Here is a 16,520-nt window from a genome sequence, read left to right as displayed (position 1 = left end):
ACTGTGCCCACGTTTGGACTCTGCCCACGTTTAGACTGTGCCCATGAGCCTGGATGAACACCGCTACGCCCTCACCGTCCGTTGGACCGGAAACCTCGGCGAAGGCACCGCGGGTTACCGGGCCTACTCACGCGACCACGACGTCGAAATCCCCGGCCTCCCGGTACTCAAGGGTTCTTCGGATCCCACCTTCCGCGGCGACCCCGCCCGCTACAACCCGGAACAACTGCTTCTCGCGGCTCTCTCGCAGTGCCACATGCTCTCCTTCCTGCACGTGGCGGTCATGAATGGTGTGGTGGTGACCGGCTATGTCGATGAGGCCGAGGGATTGATGCGGAGCAACCGGGACGGAAGCGGGCAGTTCGAAAGCGTGACACTCAAACCGCAGGTGACTGTGGCCAGCGAAGACCACCTGCCGCTGATGGCCGAACTCCACCACAAGGCAAACCAGCTTTGCTTCATCGCACGGAGCGTGAACTTCCCCGTGCACCACGAACCGGTCACGAGGGCCGAAGGTTAGCCAGCAGCTCTTTTTCGCGCTCGGTGGTCAGTCCGGCCTTCCGGGGCCGCCGCAAACCCCTGGCACGTTCGTCGGCCAAGGTGTCCCGCAGCGTGTCCTGCCAGGGACGCAGGCGCATGCCCTGAGCGATGCCCGCGGCGTTGGACCGCGCCATGAAACCTTCGTGCCCCGGCGGAAGCCACAGCGGCAGCGAATCCTCCCCCGACCACGGTTGAACTCCTTGCGCCTCCAGCCAAGCGGGCGCGGCGGTGACGCCCTCCGGGTTCGTGCCCGCCAGCTCCCGGCATTCCCGGATGTACTCACCGAAGGAAGCCGCCTCGCCGACGGCATTGAACGTGCCTGCCAGCCCCCGTGCGGCCGCCAACAGGATCCATGCGGCGAGGTCACGGACGTCGATGACCTGGACCGGGTCTCCGAAGATGTCCGGCACAAGCACCGCATCCCCGCCGGCCGCAAGACGGGCCGGCCAGTAGCCGTAGCGGTCGCTGCTGTCCCCCGGGCCGCCGATGAGCCCCGCACGGACAATGTGGGCCCTCTCCCGTGCAGCCTCCAGGACGAGGTTTTCGATCGCGGCCTTGGCTTCGCCGTACGTCTCCCGTGCGGCCTCTTGGTCCGGTGGCAGCGGCTGAAGCAGCTCCGCCGTTTCGTCGGCGCCGGGCTGGTCGTGGCGGGCGTACACGGAGCAGCTGGAAACGAAGGTCCAGTGGCCGGTCCGTTCGGCCAGCGCCCCAAGGGCAGGGCGGACCTCCGCCGGATCCCGGGAGACGTCGACGGCGGCGTCCCACACGCCGTCGAGCCCGGCATAGGCGCCAGGCCCCGCGGCCCGGTCCGCACGGATCCAGCGGACGCCTGGCGGCGGTTCCGCGGCAGTGCCGCGCGCCAGGCACGTGACGTCGTGTCCGGCGTCGAGGGCCTGGCGGACGATTTCGGCGGAAAGGAACGCGGTGCCACCAAGGATCAGGATGCGCATGCCGCCACGCTACGGCGATAGGGTTGACGACGGACAGAGTGTTCAGCGCCCGGCGAACAGCTTCCGGACGCACCATGAGATCCTTTGAGGAGCAGCCCTGCCGATGAACGCAAGCACCCCCACGATCCAGGATGCAGCCGAGGAAGCCGCGAAGATTGACCTAGGGGCGATACTCCTGACTCTTGGTGTAGGCGTCGTCATTTGGATCGCGCTGCGGTTCATCATCCTGCGCATCACAAGGAGAGTCGCCGAAGGCAGCAGCTTCTTCCGGAACGCGCCCTTCAAGTGGGTGCAGCCGGCATTCCGGGCTTTGGACCACGAGCGGCGTTCCCAGCGCGCCCACACCATCGGCTCGCTGCTGACAAGTCTGTTGAGCGTGGTGGTCGCGGGCATCGTAATCATTTACGTGCTCAAGTTCCTCAACGTGGACATCGCTCCCCTGCTGACGAGTGTTGGAATCCTCGGCGTGGTGATCGGTTTCGGCGCACAGCAGCTCATCCGCGATTTCCTTGCGGGGATCTTCATCACCATCGAAGACCAGTACGGGATCGGCGACGTGATCGTCACCGCCGAGGTGGTTGGTACGGTGGAATCCGTGGGGCTGAGGATTACCCGGCTCCGCGCTGAAGACGGCGCCATCTGGTACCTGCGCAACGGGGAGATCCTGCGTGTGGGCAACCGGTCCCAGGGCGATTACGTCCCGGCTGAAGACAAGAACAACGGCAGCGGCGGTACCGCGGAGGAGAGATCCAGTGAGTGACACGGCAAACGGGCAGCAATCCCCCGGAATCCCTGCCGGGCCAGCACCCCAGGCCGGCGACCGTCCGCAGCTGATGCGCAACGACCCCTTCAGTCAGCCCGCCTACACTGACAGCTTCTATGACGCCGTCGGCGGGCACGAAACCTTCGTGAAGCTGATCGACGTCTTCTACGACGGCGTGGCCGGGGACCCGCTGCTGCGTCCGATGTATCCGGAGGAGGACCTCGGCCCGGCGAAGCGGCGGTTCCTGATGTTCCTGGAGCAGTATTGGGGCGGTCCGACGACGTACAGCCAGGAGCGCGGGCACCCCCGCCTGCGGATGCGCCACATGCCGTTCCGGGTGACGCCGGAGGCGAAGGACCGCTGGCTGTTCCACATGCGGGCGGCCGTGGATGCCCTCCAGCTCCCGGCCTTGTATGAAGGAACCTTGTGGGACTACATGGAGCGGGCCGCGCTCACCATGGTGAACAGCCCCTCGCCCGCGCAGCCCTGAGGCTGGGTTTCCTGGCCTAGCGGGTGGGGCCGACGCTCAGTCCGAGCCCTGCACCGACACGGATCAGGATGTGGCCGCGGCTTCCACTGAGCCGGTACCAGCGCCCGTTGCGGAACAACCGGTGTTCACCGTCGCCCAGGAAGCCGAGGGCGAACGCGGCGAAAGCCGCGCCGGCGGGTACACCCTGGTGTCCGGGCATCTCGCGGCCCCACACCGACGCCCGGGCGGCGGCAACCATGTGCGCCCCGGCCTGGTCGGGGACCACCCCGGCCACCTCCGCAATGCCCGCCTCGGCAACGGAGTTCAGTTCGGCGTCGGACACTTCTCCCAGCGGCTCCCAGCCGCCCCGCGGCGCCCCGACTCCTGCCCAGGATTCCGAAACAGTCGACGGCGGCAGCGACAGTTCGACGTCGTCCGCGCCGGAGCGTGCGAGCCGGTCAAGCACGGAGGCGAGCGTGACTGTCACGTCGGCTTCTGCCTCTTCGGCGAGGGTACTGGTACGAAGGCCGAGAATGGTGGGGGTCGCGTCGCCGAGGGTCCTCGGACGGAGGACGCACACATAGGCGGCGAGGACGGTGCCCGCAGCCTGCAGGCGGACCGAGCCGTCTTCAATGCTCTTGGCACGCGTGACATAGGTGCGCAGGTCCGCCAGATCCCGGGGATCGGCGAAGCGGAGGGAACGGGTCAATACATCAGCCACAGCATTGACTCTACCGGCATGTCCGCTGTTGAGTCGCGGAGCGGGATTTGGGAGCCGGTGGCTGAAGGGCGCGGAGCGGGATTTGGGAGCCGGTGGGTGGGCCCACACCGGCGAGGGGCCCGAATCTCGCGGAGCGGGATTTGGGAGCCGGTGGGTGGGCCCACACCGGCGAGGGGCCCGAATCTCGCGGAGCGGGATTTGGGAGCCGGTGGGGACTAGAGTCGAACCATGACTGACGCGCACGCCGGCCTGGTGGATCAGGCCGTCCCGGAGGACCCCACCGCCACCCTCATCGAACTGCTGTCCCTGGCCGACTTTGACGGTGCCCGGACGGACGAGGACATCTTTCTGGGGCCCTCGCAAAAGCAGCCCCGCCACCGCGTGTTCGGCGGGCAGGTGCTGGCACAATCCCTCATTGCTGGAATGCGGACAGTGGACGACGACCGTGTGGTCCACTCGATGCACGGATACTTCCTGCGCCCGGGCGATGCAAACCAGCCGATCACTTTCGGTGTGCAGCGCCTGCGCGACGGCCGGTCCTTCTCTGCACGCCGCGTGCACGCCTACCAGAACGGACAGCCGATCCTTTCCATGATCGCGTCCTTCCAGACCGAAGCCGGAGGCGTTGACCACCAGTCCGCCATACCCGAGGGCATCCCGGACCCGGAGAGCCTGCCGAGCACCGCGGACCTGCTGCAAAAATATGACCATCCAATGGCCCGCCATATGTCCTTCGAACGGCCCTTCGACGTGCGGCACGTCGACTCCGCCCTGTATGTGGAGCCTCCCAAGGAGCACGTGGACAGGAATGCCGTCTGGATGAAGACCTTGGGACCCATGCCCGACGACCCCGACTTCCACCGGGCCGCCCTCGCTTTCGCGAGTGATTACACCATCCTGGAACCTATCCTGCGCCGGAACGGGCTGAGCTGGATGACGCCCGGGATGAGCGTGGCGAGCCTCGACCACGCCATGTGGTGGCACCGGCCGGCCCGTGTGGATGAATGGCTGCTCTATGTCCAGGAATCGCCGAGCGCACAAGGTGCGCGCGGCCTGTCCACCGGGAAGATCTTCAGCCGCGACGGCGAGCACGTGGCCACCGTGGCGCAGGAGGGCATGGTCAGGCTCCCGGAGTAGGCCCGTGTTCACGAGCAAACGGAAGGCCGGCCCGTAGGGGCCGGCCTTCCGTTTGTTCGGCGCTGTTAGTCGCGGGTCAGTTTGCGGTGTGTGACCCGGTGCGGCTTGGCGGCGTCCGGGCCGAGCCGTTCAATCTTGTTCTCCTCATACGACTCGAAGTTACCTTCGAACCAGTACCACTTGGAGGGGTTCTCGTCATCACCTTCGTAGGCGAGGATGTGCGTTGCCACGCGGTCCAGGAACCAACGGTCGTGGGAAACGACCACGGCGCATCCCGGGAAGTCGAGCAGCGCGTTTTCGAGGCTGCTCAGGGTTTCGACGTCGAGGTCGTTGGTGGGTTCGTCAAGGAGCAGCAGGTTGCCACCCTGCTTGAGGGTCAGGGCCAGGTTCAGGCGGTTACGCTCACCACCGGAGAGCACACCGGCTTTCTTCTGCTGGTCCGGGCCCTTGAAGCCGAACGCCGAAACGTAGGCCCGCGAAGGCATTTCCACCTGGCCCACCTGGATGTGGTCCAGGCCGTCGGAGACGACCTCCCACAGGGTCTTGTTGGGGTCGATGCCGCCACGGGACTGGTCGACGTAGGAGATCTTGACCGAGTCACCAATCTTCAGGTTGCCGCCGTCGAGCGGTTCCAGGCCGACGATCGTCTTGAAGAGGGTGGACTTGCCTACGCCGTTGGGGCCGATGACGCCCACGATGCCGTTGCGGGGCAGGGAGAAGGACAGGTCCTCGATCAGGACGCGGTCGTCGAAACCCTTCTTGAGGTCGGTGGCTTCGATGACCATGCTGCCGAGACGCGGTCCCGGCGGGATCTGGATCTCTTCGAAGTCCAGCTTGCGGGTGCGCTCGGCCTCCGCCGCCATTTCCTCGTAGCGGGCCAGACGGGCCTTGGACTTGGTCTGGCGGCCCTTGGCGTTGGAGCGGACCCACTCAAGTTCCTCGCTGAGGCGCTTGGCCTGCTTGGCGTCCTTCTTGCCCTGGATCTCCAAGCGGGCGCGCTTCTTCTCCAAGTAGGTGGAGTAGTTGCCTTCGTATGGGTACAGCCGGCCACGGTCCACTTCACAGATCCATTCCGCGACGTGGTCGAGGAAGTAGCGGTCGTGGGTGATGGCGAGGACAGCACCGGGGTAGCTGGAAAGGTGCTGTTCGAGCCAGAGCACGCTTTCGGCGTCGAGGTGGTTGGTCGGTTCGTCGAGCAGCAGCAGGTCCGGCTTCTGCAGCAGAAGCTTGCAGAGGGCCACGCGGCGACGCTCACCTCCGGAAAGCACCGTGACGTCGGAGTCGCCCGGCGGGCAGCGCAGCGCGTCCATGGCCTGCTCGAGCTGGGAGTCGATGTCCCATGCGTCGGCGGCGTCAATGGCTTCCTGGAGCTTGCCCATCTCGTTGAGCAGGGTGTCGTAATCCGCGTCGGGATTGGCCATCTCTTCCGAGATTTCGTTGAAGCGCTGGATCTTGCCGTAGATCTCGCCGACACCTTCCTGGACGTTGCCCAGGACAGTCTTTTCTTCGTTCAGGGGCGGCTCCTGCAGGAGGATGCCCACGGAATAGCCAGGGCTGAGGCGGGCCTCACCGTTGGACGGGGTGTCGAGCCCTGCCATGATCTTGAGGATTGTGGACTTACCGGCACCGTTCGGGCCGACAACGCCGATCTTCGCACCGGGGAAGAACGACATGCTGACATCGTCCAAGATAAGTTTGTCACCAACGGCCTTTCGAGCCTTGGTCATTGTGTAAATGAATTCCGCCATGCCCTTAAATCTAATGGGTGGCAAGGCAGATCTCACATTCGGAGCCAAGCCCGGTACGACCGGGCGGCCGCCCCCACGACGCATCGCGCATCCGTCGGATCGTCCCGCGCATCGCCCGGCTGTTCCGCCGGACGGACCGGGCCGCCTCCCGGTACCCCGGCGCCGGTGGGTCCGCCGTGCCGGGGCGCCCCGGGCGCCGGCTCACGCGGAGGCGTCCAGGAGCTCTCCCGTCGCGGTGTCCACGAGCGCGGCCTCGCCGCCGTCGTCTTCCGGGAGGACTTCCAGGTTAGGCCCGCGATCACCGCCGTCGCCTTCTTCGTTGTCCTCCGGAAGGGACGACTCGCTCTCACTGCCGCCTTCCGGCCACGGGCTCTCACCAGTCTGGCCCGAATCGCCTTGCGGTGCCTGCTGGGCCGAGTTGCTTGCCATCCTCGTGAAGTTCGCCGAACCCCACATGAGGTCGTGCCCTACAGACTCTGCGTCGATTTCTGCCACGTGGTAGATGCGTCCGTCCCGTTCCCATTGGCGCAGCCTGAGTTTACCGAGGACGATGACACGCTGGCCCTTCTTGATGCTGCATCCGACGTGCCCCGCCAGGTGCCTGAAGCTTTGGACTGTGAACCAGTTGGTGTTTCCGTCGATCCATACGTTGTTGGCGCGGTCGAAGCGCCGCTCGGTGGACCCGATCCTGAAGGAGGCGGTGGCAATGCCACCCGGCGTAGTGGAACTCTTGACGTCCGAGGCAACGAAGCCGCGGACAGTGATGATGTCGTTCATGATGCGTCCTAACGTGGTTGGCTTGCCTGTCCGGCTCTCCCAGCATCACGCCGGCGCCGCGCTGCCGGCAGGCCCCGCTGCGCGTATGTGGATACTCCACTGAAAATCAGGCTGTGGAGGAGCAGTAGGCGGCTGGATCCAAGCAATGGTGCGCACAACAGAAACACCCCCGGTCCGAAGACCGGGGGTGCCGGGGATGTCCCGCTGCATCACGAAAGCGCCCCGGGAGGGAATCGAACCCCCGACCAAGAGATTAGAAGGCTCCTGCTCTATCCTCTGAGCTACCGAGGCGGGCGCCTGCCGGTCCATCCCGGCGGCGACACCACGAGTTTACCTTGCGCACGGACTCCGGTTGCCCGCAGCCGTGGAAGGAGCCGGGAAGGGTGCGGCGCTCCTAGGAAAAGGCCAACGGTTCGCCGGTTTCCAGCAGCGTCTTGAGGCTCGAAAGGACGTCCGGCCAGCCGTCGGTGACCCCGGCCAGGACCGTGCTGCCCTCTTCGAATCCCGAATGGATTACGGTCAGTTTGACCATGTCAGCAAGCGGTTCAATCTCGAAGTCCACCTTGGAACGTCCTTCGGCAGCCATCGCCGCAAGCTCATCGTCCGCGGAGCCGACCGCAGCCCCGAATTCCGGTGTGATTGTGTGCCAGGTGAACGCGAGCCTGCGGGGTTCTTCTGCGACCAGGACGACTTGCTCGGGATCCGCGATCGTTACACCTGCGACTTCCCAGGTAATCGTGGAATCCTGCTGCCAATCCGATCTGAGGGCCACACCCCAGTAGCGTTCGGTCAAGGACGGGTCGGTCAGGGCCTGCCACAGCTGATCCGGCGTGGCCTTGATATAGGTGGCATAAACAAACTGCGGGCCCTGCTTGGCCGGATCATTCGTGGTCATGGTGCTTGCTCCAATGTTTTCCCAAGGCGGACGGCAGTCCTGCACGCCCGGCGGTCGTAGTGCCGGATCAACCGTGATGGCATTGATCGGAGCATCCGTTGCCGGAGCGGGCAAGTCAAGGACTGCAACTGTCCGCAACCCCGGGCTAGACTCCGTGCCATGGAGCAGAACTCCGCAAAAATCCTGACCCGGCCCGCCCAATGGGCCGAAGTGGACAAGCTGTTCAGCGGCAAGGGAGAACCAGGCCGGTGCTGGTGCCGGTGGTTTTCGATCCCGGGCAAAGAGTGGAATGAGACTCCCGCCGAGGGCCTTCGCGGGCAATTGAAGGCGGCCTTCGACGCCGGCCCCGAGCCCGGCGTCATCGCGGTCAGGGACAGCGTTCCCGTGGGCTGGTGCGCCGTCGAACCCAGGCACTGCTACCCCCGGATCGAACGGTCGCAGATCCTGCGCTCGGCTGGCCCGGCCGCCGCCGATGGCGACGGGGTGTGGTCGGTCAGCTGTTTCGTCGTCGCTCCCGGGCACCGGCGCGGAGGCATCGCCGGCGATCTGCTGGCCGCCGCCGTCGAGCACGCCTTTGCGCACGGTGCCAGGATCGTCGAAGGCTACCCGGTGGATCCATCCCTGCGGCCAAAGGCCGGGTCCGCGGACCTGTACCACGGGACGGTGTCCCTTTTCAGCCGCGCCGGTTTCGAGGCCGTCTCCACTTCGGTTCCCGGCAGGGCCGTCATGCGGCTGCGGCGCCCGGAAACGGCCCCCGCTGCAGCGTCGGCGCAGTAGTCGTTCCGTCCTACAGTGGTGCCATGCACAAGCAGGAACTCATCGCTGGCCTGCGGGCATCGCTCAAGGCCGCAGGCGATCCGGAACGAGCCCGCTCGGCGCAGGCCTACATGAAGTCGGACATGCCATCGCTCGGCGTGCCCGTTCCCGAGGTCCGCAGGATCGTGAAGGCCGCCGCAAAGGCATCCCCTTTCACCTCCGGAAACGATCTGCGCGACGCCGTGCTCCGGCTGTGGCGCGAGGCCGGCGCCCGCGAGGAGCGCTATGCGGCGATCGATCTCACCGCGGCGCGGCTGGTTGCAGCCGATCTGCAAATGGTGCCGGTGTACGAGGAGTTCATCCGCAGCGGCGCCTGGTGGGATCTGGTGGACGGCGTCTCGCCTCGGATCCGGGACCTGCTGCTTTCCCATCCGGATTTCATGGCGGAACTGATGCTGCACTGGGCGGCCGACGGCGACATGTGGGTCAGGCGCGCGGCGATCACTTCCCAGGTGGGAGCCAAAGGCCGCACCAACAGGACACTGCTGGCCGCGGTGATCCTGCCCAACCTGGACGACCGAGAGTTCTTCATCCGGAAGGCGATCGGGTGGGCGTTGCGGGAGTACAGCAAGAGCGATCCCGATTGGGTCGCGGGGTTCGCAGCCGAACACAAGGAGCGGCTGAGCCCGCTGTCCTACCGTGAAGCCGTGCGCCGCCTGCCGGCGGGCAGCGGCGCTAAATGACCGTGCGGCGCTAAATGACGGTATTGCTGAGTGGCTGGTCCCGGCGGCTGAAAAGGTGCTTGGTGCGGGGGTCGAGGAAGATCAGGTAGAGGGCGAACAACAGGGCGATGATGGCGGCCGCGTTCCGGGCGAGCACGAGGGCCAGGCCGACGTCCCCGCTCTGGAGGTACGGGAAGACCTCCAGCTGGTCGGAGATCGCGTAGACCATGAAGAAAGAGACCACGAAGTACAGGGTCTTCACCTGCCAGTCGTTCCGGATGCCTGTCACCGCGAACAGCGGAATCAGCCACACGACGTACCAGGACTGGATCATGGGAGCCAGCAGCACGATCGCCGCGAACGCAAGCGTCAGGCGGCGCATGACCCGGTCATGGCTGCCGCGGAAGACCTGCCAGGCGACAATTCCCACCGCAAGGACCTTGCCGGCGTCGTACACCCATTTGGCAACGCCCCAGCCATCAAGGCCGAACACATTCACAATCGAGGCGACAATCAGGCCGAGCAGCCCCACCGGGGCATACCAGATCCACACACTGCCCGGAGCAGACAGTCCCTTGATCCACCCGAAGCCGAAGCCGTTGACGGCGCCCAGCGCGTAGAGGATCGCGAGGGACAGGCCCCCGGTGAGCGCCCAGAACAGGAACTTGCGCGGCCAGCCGGCGCCCTTGCCTGCCCACAGAAGGCCGATGAACGGCAGGAACACCACTGTGATCGGCTTTACCGAGATGGACAGGGTCACGAGCACGATGCCCAGGATCACCCGGCGTGTGGCGCAGTAATAGAGTCCCGCGATGGCAAGGCCGATCATCAGGGCGTCGTTGTGGACACTGGCGATGAAGTTCGTCAGGAAAAGCGGATTGGCGGCGGTGAGCCAGAGTGCACGGTGCGGGTTGACGCCGTGGAGCTCGGCGAGCTTGGGAACGTAGATGACGCACAGCATGATCCCGACCGCGGCCGCCACCCTGAAGAGCATGATGCTGGCTTCCGGCTGGACATTTGTCACCCACACCACGAACTGCTCGATCCAGAGGAAGAGCTGGCCATAGGGAACGGGGGCTTCGGTCCACATCTTGTCCGCGCCCAGCTGGAAGTAATTCGGCAGGGCCGAGATGCCGTTCTCGTAGGGATTGATGCCTTCAACCATCAGCCTGCCCTGGCCGATGTAGGCATAAACGTCACGGCTGAAGAGTGGGACGGTGAACATCATCGGCAGGCCCCAGGCGAGGATCGCCTGGAGCGTCGCCTTGCGGGCTTCCGGACCCCAAACCCGCACGCGCTGGCCCAGGCGGAGCCATGCCCGCACCAGGAGCATTCCACCGACCGACAGCAGCACGATGGACAGCCCGACGCCGGCGGCCTCCGTGCGCATCCAGATGAACAGGGGCAGCCGGCGGAGTTCAGACACGGGTGCAAGCCAACCAACGCCCAGGGACCCGAAGACCAGGAAAATCGACCCGATGAAGCCGGCAATCAGGGGTGAGCGGGGGTTGTCCACTTCCGCCAACATTCCTGCGTCCGACGGACTCCCGTCGTCCTTGCTGGCGGCAGGTACTGGCGCCGTCATTGTCAGAAATATCCAATCGTTTGCCGAGCAGGTCGCGGACTCGGCCTCGGGCCGTCCGGACGTGGAACAAAGCAGGGCGGAATCCAGCCTCTGCCGTGCTCGAAATCGTATCACCGGAGCGGCGCCGGGCGGCTGAACTGTAGGCTGGGCTGGTGCCTATTACTAATGAACGCATCGTCTGGATCGACTGCGAAATGACCGGCCTGGATCTTGAAAAAGACGCACTGATCGAAGTGGCCGCACTGGTCACCGACTCGGAACTGAACATCCTGGGCGAGGGTGTGGATGTTGTCATCAAACCAGACGACGCCGCACTCGAGCAGATGAACGACTTCGTCCGCGACATGCATACCCGCTCCAAGCTTCTTGACGAACTCCCCCACGGCAAGACGATGGCGGAGGCTGAAGCGCTCATCCTGGAGTACATCGAGGCCTGGGTTCCGGACCCGAAGAAAGCCCCGCTGGGCGGAAACTCGGTCGGCACGGACCGAACTTTCCTGGCCCGCGACATGCCCAATGTCATCGAACACCTCCACTACCGGGTGATCGACGTCAGCACCATCAAGGAACTTTCCCGCCGCTGGTTCCCGCGGGCCTACTTCCAGGCTCCCGCCAAGCACGGCGGCCACCGCGCGCTCGGCGACATCAAGGATTCGATCGACGAACTGCGCTACTACCGCCAAGCCGTCTTCGTCCCCGCCCCCGGACCGGACACCGCGACGGCGCAGAAGGTCTCCAAGCGCATCTCGGAAAGCGTCGAAGACAGCACCGCAGTGTGATCTGCGTTACGTTTCCTGGAATTTTCTTCGAAACGGCAAAAAGTGGCGTTGCAGCCGCCAAACACGAGGTATAGTTTTTGTCGTTGCCTTCGCAGGGGGCGGGTCATTCCGCTGCTCACAAGGCACATGGTGGGCGTAGCTCAGTTGGCAGAGCGCCTGGTTGTGGTCCAGGAGGTCGCGGGTTCAACCCCCGTCGCTCACCCGCATAAGGCTGGTAGTTGGTACCGGTCAGCCAAAGGCCGCACTGGTTTCCAGTGCGGCCTTTGTTTTTTCCGCTACCGTCACGCAGCAAGGAACAAGCCGCCATGACCGTCCTGCCCATCACCATCTGGGGCGAGCCCGTACTGCACCGCCGGGCCAGCGAAGTCGAAGCCTTCGACGACGAGCTGCGCACCCTGATTGCGGACATGGTCGAAACCAACGAAGCGGCGAACGGCGTCGGCTTGGCCGCGCCCCAGGTAGGCGTCGGCAAGCGGCTCTTCATTTTCAAGTACGCGAATGACGACGACGCGCCGGACGAGGGCGTCGTGGTCAACCCGGTCCTGACCCTGTCCAAAGTGTCGGGCGCCCTGCCGGATCCGGACGAGGACATTGAAGGCTGCCTCTCCTTCCCCGGCGAACACTACCCCTTGCAGCGCGCCGAATGGGCCCGCGTTCAGGGATTCGACGGCGACGGAAACCCGGTTGATTTCGTGGCCACCGGCTGGTTCGCCCGGGTCATGCAGCACGAATTCGACCACCTGGACGGAAAGCTCTACGTGAACCGGCTCGTGGACCGCTATTCGAAGAAGGCGATGAAGCAGGCCAAGCGGCACGGCTGGGGCGTCCCGGGCCTGACCTGGATGCCCGGCGTCGACCCGGATCCCTTCGGGCACTGAGCCGGCCGCACCGCCCCCAATGAGCTGCCCCGACTTCGAGCGATCGGACCTTGGCCGTGGACACCACAGCAATGTTTGAACTCCTGGACATCCGGGACGACGACGCACACGAATGCGCGGCCCTCCTGTCGACCCCTCCGGGCAAACAAGTCTTGGCCGCCCTGTCGGCGCTGGAGGCGCGGCTTGGCACCTTCCCTTCCGGCCCGGCTGCGGCGGACGGCTGCACCGAGCGCGACTGGATCGAAGCCCTCCTCCGCTTCGCCCCCGCCGCCGCCTCGTACCACCGCTCGCTCGGTATCCCGGCAGGGTTTTCGGCCGCCATCCTTGCCGACGTCGGCCTGAACCTGGCCATCAACCGCCGCGTCCACGGCCGTTTCGGCCTGGATACCTGGGCCTGGCTCACCCTGCACATGGCCGGCAACATGTTCCGGCTTGGCCGCTTGCAATATCATCTGGTGCGCAGCAGCGGCGGCACGTCACCGGCACCTGAAGGCGAATGGATCGTCGGGCTGCACATTCCCGAGGACGGCGGCCTCTCCCCCGCTGTGGTGGACGAGAGCCTGGTCCTGGCGCGCCGGTTCTTTGACCGCCACTTCCCGGACAAGCCGGTCCGGCTGGCCACGTGCGATTCCTGGATGTTGGACCCTTACCTTGCTCAACGTCTCCCGGAGAGCAATATCGTCTCCTTTGCCCGCCGCTTCACGGTGGACCGTTGCTCGGACGCTGCCAGCGACGCCGTCTACTTCACCTTCCGGACCCGCGACATGGAGAACCTCGGGCGACTGCCCCGCGATACCTCGCTGCAGCGGGTGGTGCTTGAGCGGATCGACGACGGCGGCAGCTGGCAGCTGGGGCACGGTCACCTCGAGCTGCCGCCGGCACCCTAGCCTGGACTTTCGCCGTCGGCCGGGCGGTCTGCTGCCGGGCGGGCTGATGCGTTCAGGGGTGGATGGTCTGCTGACCGGGGCATCCGGCCAGCACACGCTTCATGGCGTCCTTTTCGGCGGCGGTGACCCAAAGCCGGTAGGCGGCCTTCACCGAGATCTGCCGGGCAACGTAGTGGCAGCGGAAGTTCTTATTGGCAGGGAGCCACGTCGCGGCATCGCCGGCTCCCTTCTTCACATTGGCCGGGCCGTCGACAGCAATCAGGTTCAAAGGATCGTTGGCGAAGGTGCTGCGCTGATTCGGCGTGAGGTCTTTGGCGCCCTTCTGCCACGCATCCCCCAATGCCACCACGTGGTCGATCTGGACTGCTTTGCTGCTTTCGGGTCCACGCCGGAATTCGACCGCTTTGCCGACGTAGGGCTCAAGAAGGCCGCCACCGGCCACCTTGCATTTGGAGCCGTCGCTGAATTGCACGTCGCTAAGGTCCCGGCGGAGGATGTCGTTGCGGGTATCGCAGCCATTGTGATCCACATCCAGCCAGGCCTGGCCGAACTCCGCGCGGTCGTAGTCGTCCTTGCCTGCTCGTCCTTTGACCGGAAGGGTTTCGAGGACCTCAGCCGCTGTTCCGCTGGGAACAGCTTTGACCGACCGGACCGGCTTCATCCAGCGGTAATCCACCACAGGGGCCGACGCGGGACCGCCACCGGGGTTTTCCGCCACGGCAAACTGGCCGCTGCTGAAGAACCACGCGGCGCCGCCCACAGCGGCTGCCAGGACTAAGGCCAGCGCGACCCATGCTTGGCGGGATCGGCGTCGGGCACGCCGGAAGGCGGTCCAGGTGGTACTCAAGGGAAGGTCCTTTCACTGCGGTTTCAATCCCTTGAGCCTAGGCCAGGCGGCAGACATTATTGGTGCGGTCCACAGTGTGGAGGAGGACACACCGGCCGCCCGGTCGCCCGGCCCGGTAGATAGGGGAAGCTATTGCTCCCGGGCCACCCGTTTGAGGTCTTCGTCGGCAATCGCCAACAGTGATTCAAGCTGCGCTACACGCTCCGCAGTGACGTCCCCGGCCTTGTGGGCCGCACGGGCGCCGTCAAGCAGCCTTTTGGCTTCCTTCTGGTTTGCCCGGGCAACGTCGAGCGCGTGCTCCAGTGTGGTGTCGTGGTCCAGGGTCTCTTCGCGTTCCATGGGACCATTTTGCTCAGCTTTCCCGGCCGATTCCAGAGAACAGGCCGGGAAAGCCGAAGCTTCCTGAAAACAGGTCAGACAGTGACGGCTTCCAAGGCGGGCTCAGCAGCAACAGGTGCTTCCTGGGCCGGGAAGAACGGCGGGTTCACGCCGGCCATTTCCTCCATCACGCGGACCACCTGGCAGCTGTAGCCGAATTCGTTGTCGTACCAGACGTAAACGACGAGGTTCTTGTCGTTGGCGATGGTGGCGAGGCCGTCGACGATGCCCGCGCGGCGGGAGCCGACGAAGTCAGTGGAGACAACCTCAGGCGAATCGATGTAGTCGATCTGCTTGCGCAGCGAAGAGTGCAGGGACATTTCGCGCAGGTAGTTGTTGACCTCGTCCTTGGTGGTGCCCTTCTCAAGGTTGAGGTTCAGGATGGCCATGGAGACATCCGGGGTGGGAACGCGGATCGCGTTGCCCGTCAGCTTGCCCTGGAGCTCGGGAAGAGCCTTTGCGACAGCCTTCGCCGCCCCGGTTTCAGTGATGACCATGTTCAGGGCCGCCGAACGTCCACGGCGGTCGCCCTTGTGGAAGTTGTCGATCAGGTTCTGGTCGTTGGTGAAGGAGTGCACCGTTTCCACGTGGCCGTGGATGACGCCGAACTTGTCGTTGAGCGCCTTCAGCACCGGGGTGATGGCGTTGGTTGTGCAGGAAGCGGCGGTGACGATCGTGTCACTGTCCTGGATGGACGTGTGGTTGATGCCGTGGACGATGTTCTTCAGCTCGCCCTTGCCCGGCGCCGTGAGGAGGACGCGTGCGACGCCCTTGCTCTGAAGGTGCTGGGACAGGCCCTCGGCGTCGCGCCAGCGGCCGGTGTTGTCCACCACCAGGGCATCCTTGATCCCGTAGGCGGTGTAGTCAACGGTGGAGGGGTTGTCCGAGTAGATCACCTGGATCTGCACACCGTTGGCGGTGATGGTGTTGGCTTCCTCGTCCACGCGGATGGTGCCTTCGAAGGAACCGTGCACCGAGTCGCGGCGCAGCAGGCTGGCACGCTTGGCGAGATCGTTCTCGGCACCCTTGCGGACCACGATGGCGCGCAGGCGGAGGCCGTGTCCGCCTCCCGCCTTTTCGATCAGGAGGCGGGCCAGCAGGCGGCCGATGCGGCCGAAGCCGTACAGGACGACGTCGGTGCTGGTGCGGTCGTCAGCGCCGCGGCGGCCCACAATGGCAGCCAGTTCTTGACGAAGGAATGCCTCCAGGGAGGTTCCGGGGGCCTCGGCCTTGAACTTCTCGTTGAGGAGCGCAATGTCGATGGCTGCCGCACCGAGATCGAGCCCGACAAGGGCGTCGAGCAGCGGAGCGGTTTCTTCCAGAGGGAGCTCTGCGTTGCTCATCCGGCGGGCGAAACGGTGCGCCTTCAGGATGTTCATGGAGGACTTGTTGATGAGGCTGCGCCCGTGAATGCTGGTCACCACATTGTTTTCACGGTACAAACGGCCAATGACCGGGATCATGGCTTCGGCGAGCGCCTCGCGGCCCATCCACGAATCAAGACAAGAATCAGACGACTGGGTCACAGAACTACCTTCCTAGGGTCAACCGCGCACGTCCTCGTGCGCAGATGGCGGCCGCCCGGAGTAATCCTGCGGCACTGGCACACCGGGACTTCGGTCCGCCCCGGACGCCACGAACGATCGCAAAGAAAAACCGCCGGCTGCGAACGCAGTACCAGCGGGGAA

General features: G+C 65.2%; 18 protein-coding genes and 2 tRNA genes. 10 read left to right on the top strand and 10 right to left on the bottom strand.

Going from position 1 to position 16,520, the window contains the following annotated elements:
* The first annotated feature begins 43 nt into the window (after positions 1-43).
* The gene (locus ACNQPB_RS11500) at positions 44-520 is read left to right on the top strand and encodes an OsmC family protein (RefSeq protein WP_498751749.1); all 477 of its coding nucleotides are present in this window, start codon (positions 44-46) and stop codon (positions 518-520) included.
* Here the strand turns inward: ACNQPB_RS11500 and ACNQPB_RS11495 are convergent.
* Positions 501-1,490 (bottom strand): NAD-dependent epimerase/dehydratase family protein, encoded by a 990-nt coding sequence (locus ACNQPB_RS11495; RefSeq protein WP_498751747.1) that lies wholly within the window; start codon positions 1,488-1,490, stop codon positions 501-503. The two genes, ACNQPB_RS11500 and ACNQPB_RS11495, sit on opposite strands and share 20 nt — an antisense overlap.
* 103 nt (positions 1,491-1,593) lie before the next feature.
* Here ACNQPB_RS11495 and ACNQPB_RS11490 point away from each other — a divergent pair, with 103 nt between their 5' ends.
* Complete coding sequence (locus tag ACNQPB_RS11490) at positions 1,594-2,250, top strand: mechanosensitive ion channel family protein (RefSeq protein WP_498751745.1); 657 nt, start codon at positions 1,594-1,596, stop codon at positions 2,248-2,250.
* Positions 2,243-2,743, top strand: a complete 501-nt coding sequence (locus ACNQPB_RS11485) for a globin (protein WP_498751743.1) — start codon at positions 2,243-2,245, stop codon at positions 2,741-2,743. Before ACNQPB_RS11490 ends, ACNQPB_RS11485 begins: the two co-directional genes overlap by 8 nt.
* Before the next feature lie 16 nt (positions 2,744-2,759).
* Here ACNQPB_RS11485 and ACNQPB_RS11480 read toward each other — a convergent pair whose 3' ends face one another.
* Positions 2,760-3,443, bottom strand: a complete 684-nt coding sequence (locus ACNQPB_RS11480; protein WP_498751742.1) for a DUF8185 domain-containing protein — start codon at positions 3,441-3,443, stop codon at positions 2,760-2,762.
* A gap of 228 nt (positions 3,444-3,671) precedes the next feature.
* On the opposite strand from ACNQPB_RS11480, the gene ACNQPB_RS11475 reads away from it, so the two are divergent.
* A complete protein-coding gene (locus tag ACNQPB_RS11475; RefSeq protein ID WP_498751741.1) occupies positions 3,672-4,580 on the top strand; it encodes an acyl-CoA thioesterase in 909 nt (302 codons plus the stop codon).
* 65 nt (positions 4,581-4,645) lie between these two features.
* Here ACNQPB_RS11475 and ettA read toward each other — a convergent pair whose 3' ends face one another.
* The 4 genes from ettA to ACNQPB_RS11455 all read right to left on the bottom strand — a co-directional run bounded on the left by ettA (position 4,646) and on the right by ACNQPB_RS11455 (position 8,000).
* On the bottom strand, positions 4,646-6,328 hold the full coding sequence (ettA, locus tag ACNQPB_RS11470) for an energy-dependent translational throttle protein EttA (protein ID WP_498751739.1): 1,683 nt from the start codon (positions 6,326-6,328) through the stop codon (positions 4,646-4,648).
* A gap of 201 nt (positions 6,329-6,529) precedes the next feature.
* Complete coding sequence (locus tag ACNQPB_RS11465) at positions 6,530-7,105, bottom strand: single-stranded DNA-binding protein (protein WP_498751737.1); 576 nt, start codon at positions 7,103-7,105, stop codon at positions 6,530-6,532.
* A 218-nt stretch (positions 7,106-7,323) separates the two neighbouring features.
* Positions 7,324-7,396: transfer RNA gene (locus ACNQPB_RS11460), tRNA-Arg, on the bottom strand.
* A gap of 103 nt (positions 7,397-7,499) precedes the next feature.
* Positions 7,500-8,000, bottom strand: a complete 501-nt coding sequence (locus ACNQPB_RS11455; protein WP_498751735.1) for an SRPBCC family protein — start codon at positions 7,998-8,000, stop codon at positions 7,500-7,502.
* Between the two features lie 159 nt (positions 8,001-8,159).
* On the opposite strand from ACNQPB_RS11455, the gene ACNQPB_RS11450 reads away from it, so the two are divergent.
* Together ACNQPB_RS11450 and ACNQPB_RS11445 are read left to right on the top strand one after the other, a co-directional pair.
* Entirely contained in the window at positions 8,160-8,777 is a 618-nt protein-coding gene (locus tag ACNQPB_RS11450; RefSeq protein ID WP_498751733.1) for a GNAT family N-acetyltransferase, read from the top strand.
* A 23-nt stretch (positions 8,778-8,800) separates the two neighbouring features.
* Entirely contained in the window at positions 8,801-9,499 is a 699-nt protein-coding gene (locus tag ACNQPB_RS11445; protein WP_498751732.1) for a DNA alkylation repair protein, read from the top strand.
* A gap of 10 nt (positions 9,500-9,509) precedes the next feature.
* On the opposite strand, the gene mptB is transcribed toward ACNQPB_RS11445, so the two are convergent.
* Entirely contained in the window at positions 9,510-11,063 is a 1,554-nt protein-coding gene (gene mptB, locus ACNQPB_RS11440; protein ID WP_498751730.1) for a polyprenol phosphomannose-dependent alpha 1,6 mannosyltransferase MptB, read from the bottom strand.
* A gap of 152 nt (positions 11,064-11,215) precedes the next feature.
* Here mptB and orn point away from each other — a divergent pair, with 152 nt between their 5' ends.
* The 4 genes from orn (at position 11,216) to ACNQPB_RS11420 (ending at position 13,607) form a co-directional block, all read left to right on the top strand.
* Positions 11,216-11,842 carry an oligoribonuclease gene (gene orn, locus ACNQPB_RS11435; protein ID WP_498751728.1) on the top strand — a complete coding sequence of 209 codons (627 nt, stop codon included), beginning with the start codon at positions 11,216-11,218 and terminating at the stop codon, positions 11,840-11,842.
* A gap of 129 nt (positions 11,843-11,971) precedes the next feature.
* Positions 11,972-12,044, top strand: a tRNA-His gene (locus ACNQPB_RS11430).
* 103 nt (positions 12,045-12,147) lie between these two features.
* Positions 12,148-12,720 carry a peptide deformylase gene (gene def / locus ACNQPB_RS11425; RefSeq protein ID WP_498751727.1) on the top strand — a complete coding sequence of 191 codons (573 nt, stop codon included), beginning with the start codon at positions 12,148-12,150 and terminating at the stop codon, positions 12,718-12,720.
* A gap of 56 nt (positions 12,721-12,776) precedes the next feature.
* On the top strand, positions 12,777-13,607 hold the full coding sequence (locus tag ACNQPB_RS11420; protein ID WP_498751725.1) for an acyltransferase domain-containing protein: 831 nt from the start codon (positions 12,777-12,779) through the stop codon (positions 13,605-13,607).
* A 52-nt stretch (positions 13,608-13,659) separates the two neighbouring features.
* On the opposite strand, the gene ACNQPB_RS11415 is transcribed toward ACNQPB_RS11420, so the two are convergent.
* From ACNQPB_RS11415 to ACNQPB_RS11405, 3 genes are all read right to left on the bottom strand, one after another.
* Complete coding sequence (locus ACNQPB_RS11415) at positions 13,660-14,454, bottom strand: HNH endonuclease family protein (RefSeq protein ID WP_498751724.1); 795 nt, start codon at positions 14,452-14,454, stop codon at positions 13,660-13,662.
* A gap of 129 nt (positions 14,455-14,583) precedes the next feature.
* Positions 14,584-14,793 (bottom strand): hypothetical protein, encoded by a 210-nt coding sequence (locus ACNQPB_RS11410; RefSeq protein WP_498751722.1) that lies wholly within the window; start codon positions 14,791-14,793, stop codon positions 14,584-14,586.
* Positions 14,794-14,867: 74 nt separating this feature from the next.
* Positions 14,868-16,358 carry a glyceraldehyde-3-phosphate dehydrogenase gene (locus ACNQPB_RS11405; protein ID WP_498751720.1) on the bottom strand — a complete coding sequence of 497 codons (1,491 nt, stop codon included), beginning with the start codon at positions 16,356-16,358 and terminating at the stop codon, positions 14,868-14,870.
* Between the last annotated feature and the right edge of the window lie 162 nt (positions 16,359-16,520).

The sequence above is a fragment of the Curtobacterium sp. LFS079 genome, from assembly GCF_047977865.1.
Lineage (GTDB): Bacteria > Actinomycetota > Actinomycetes > Actinomycetales > Micrococcaceae > Arthrobacter.
Note: the sequence above shows the minus strand (reverse complement) of the source record. Positions and strands in the feature narration are given on the sequence as shown.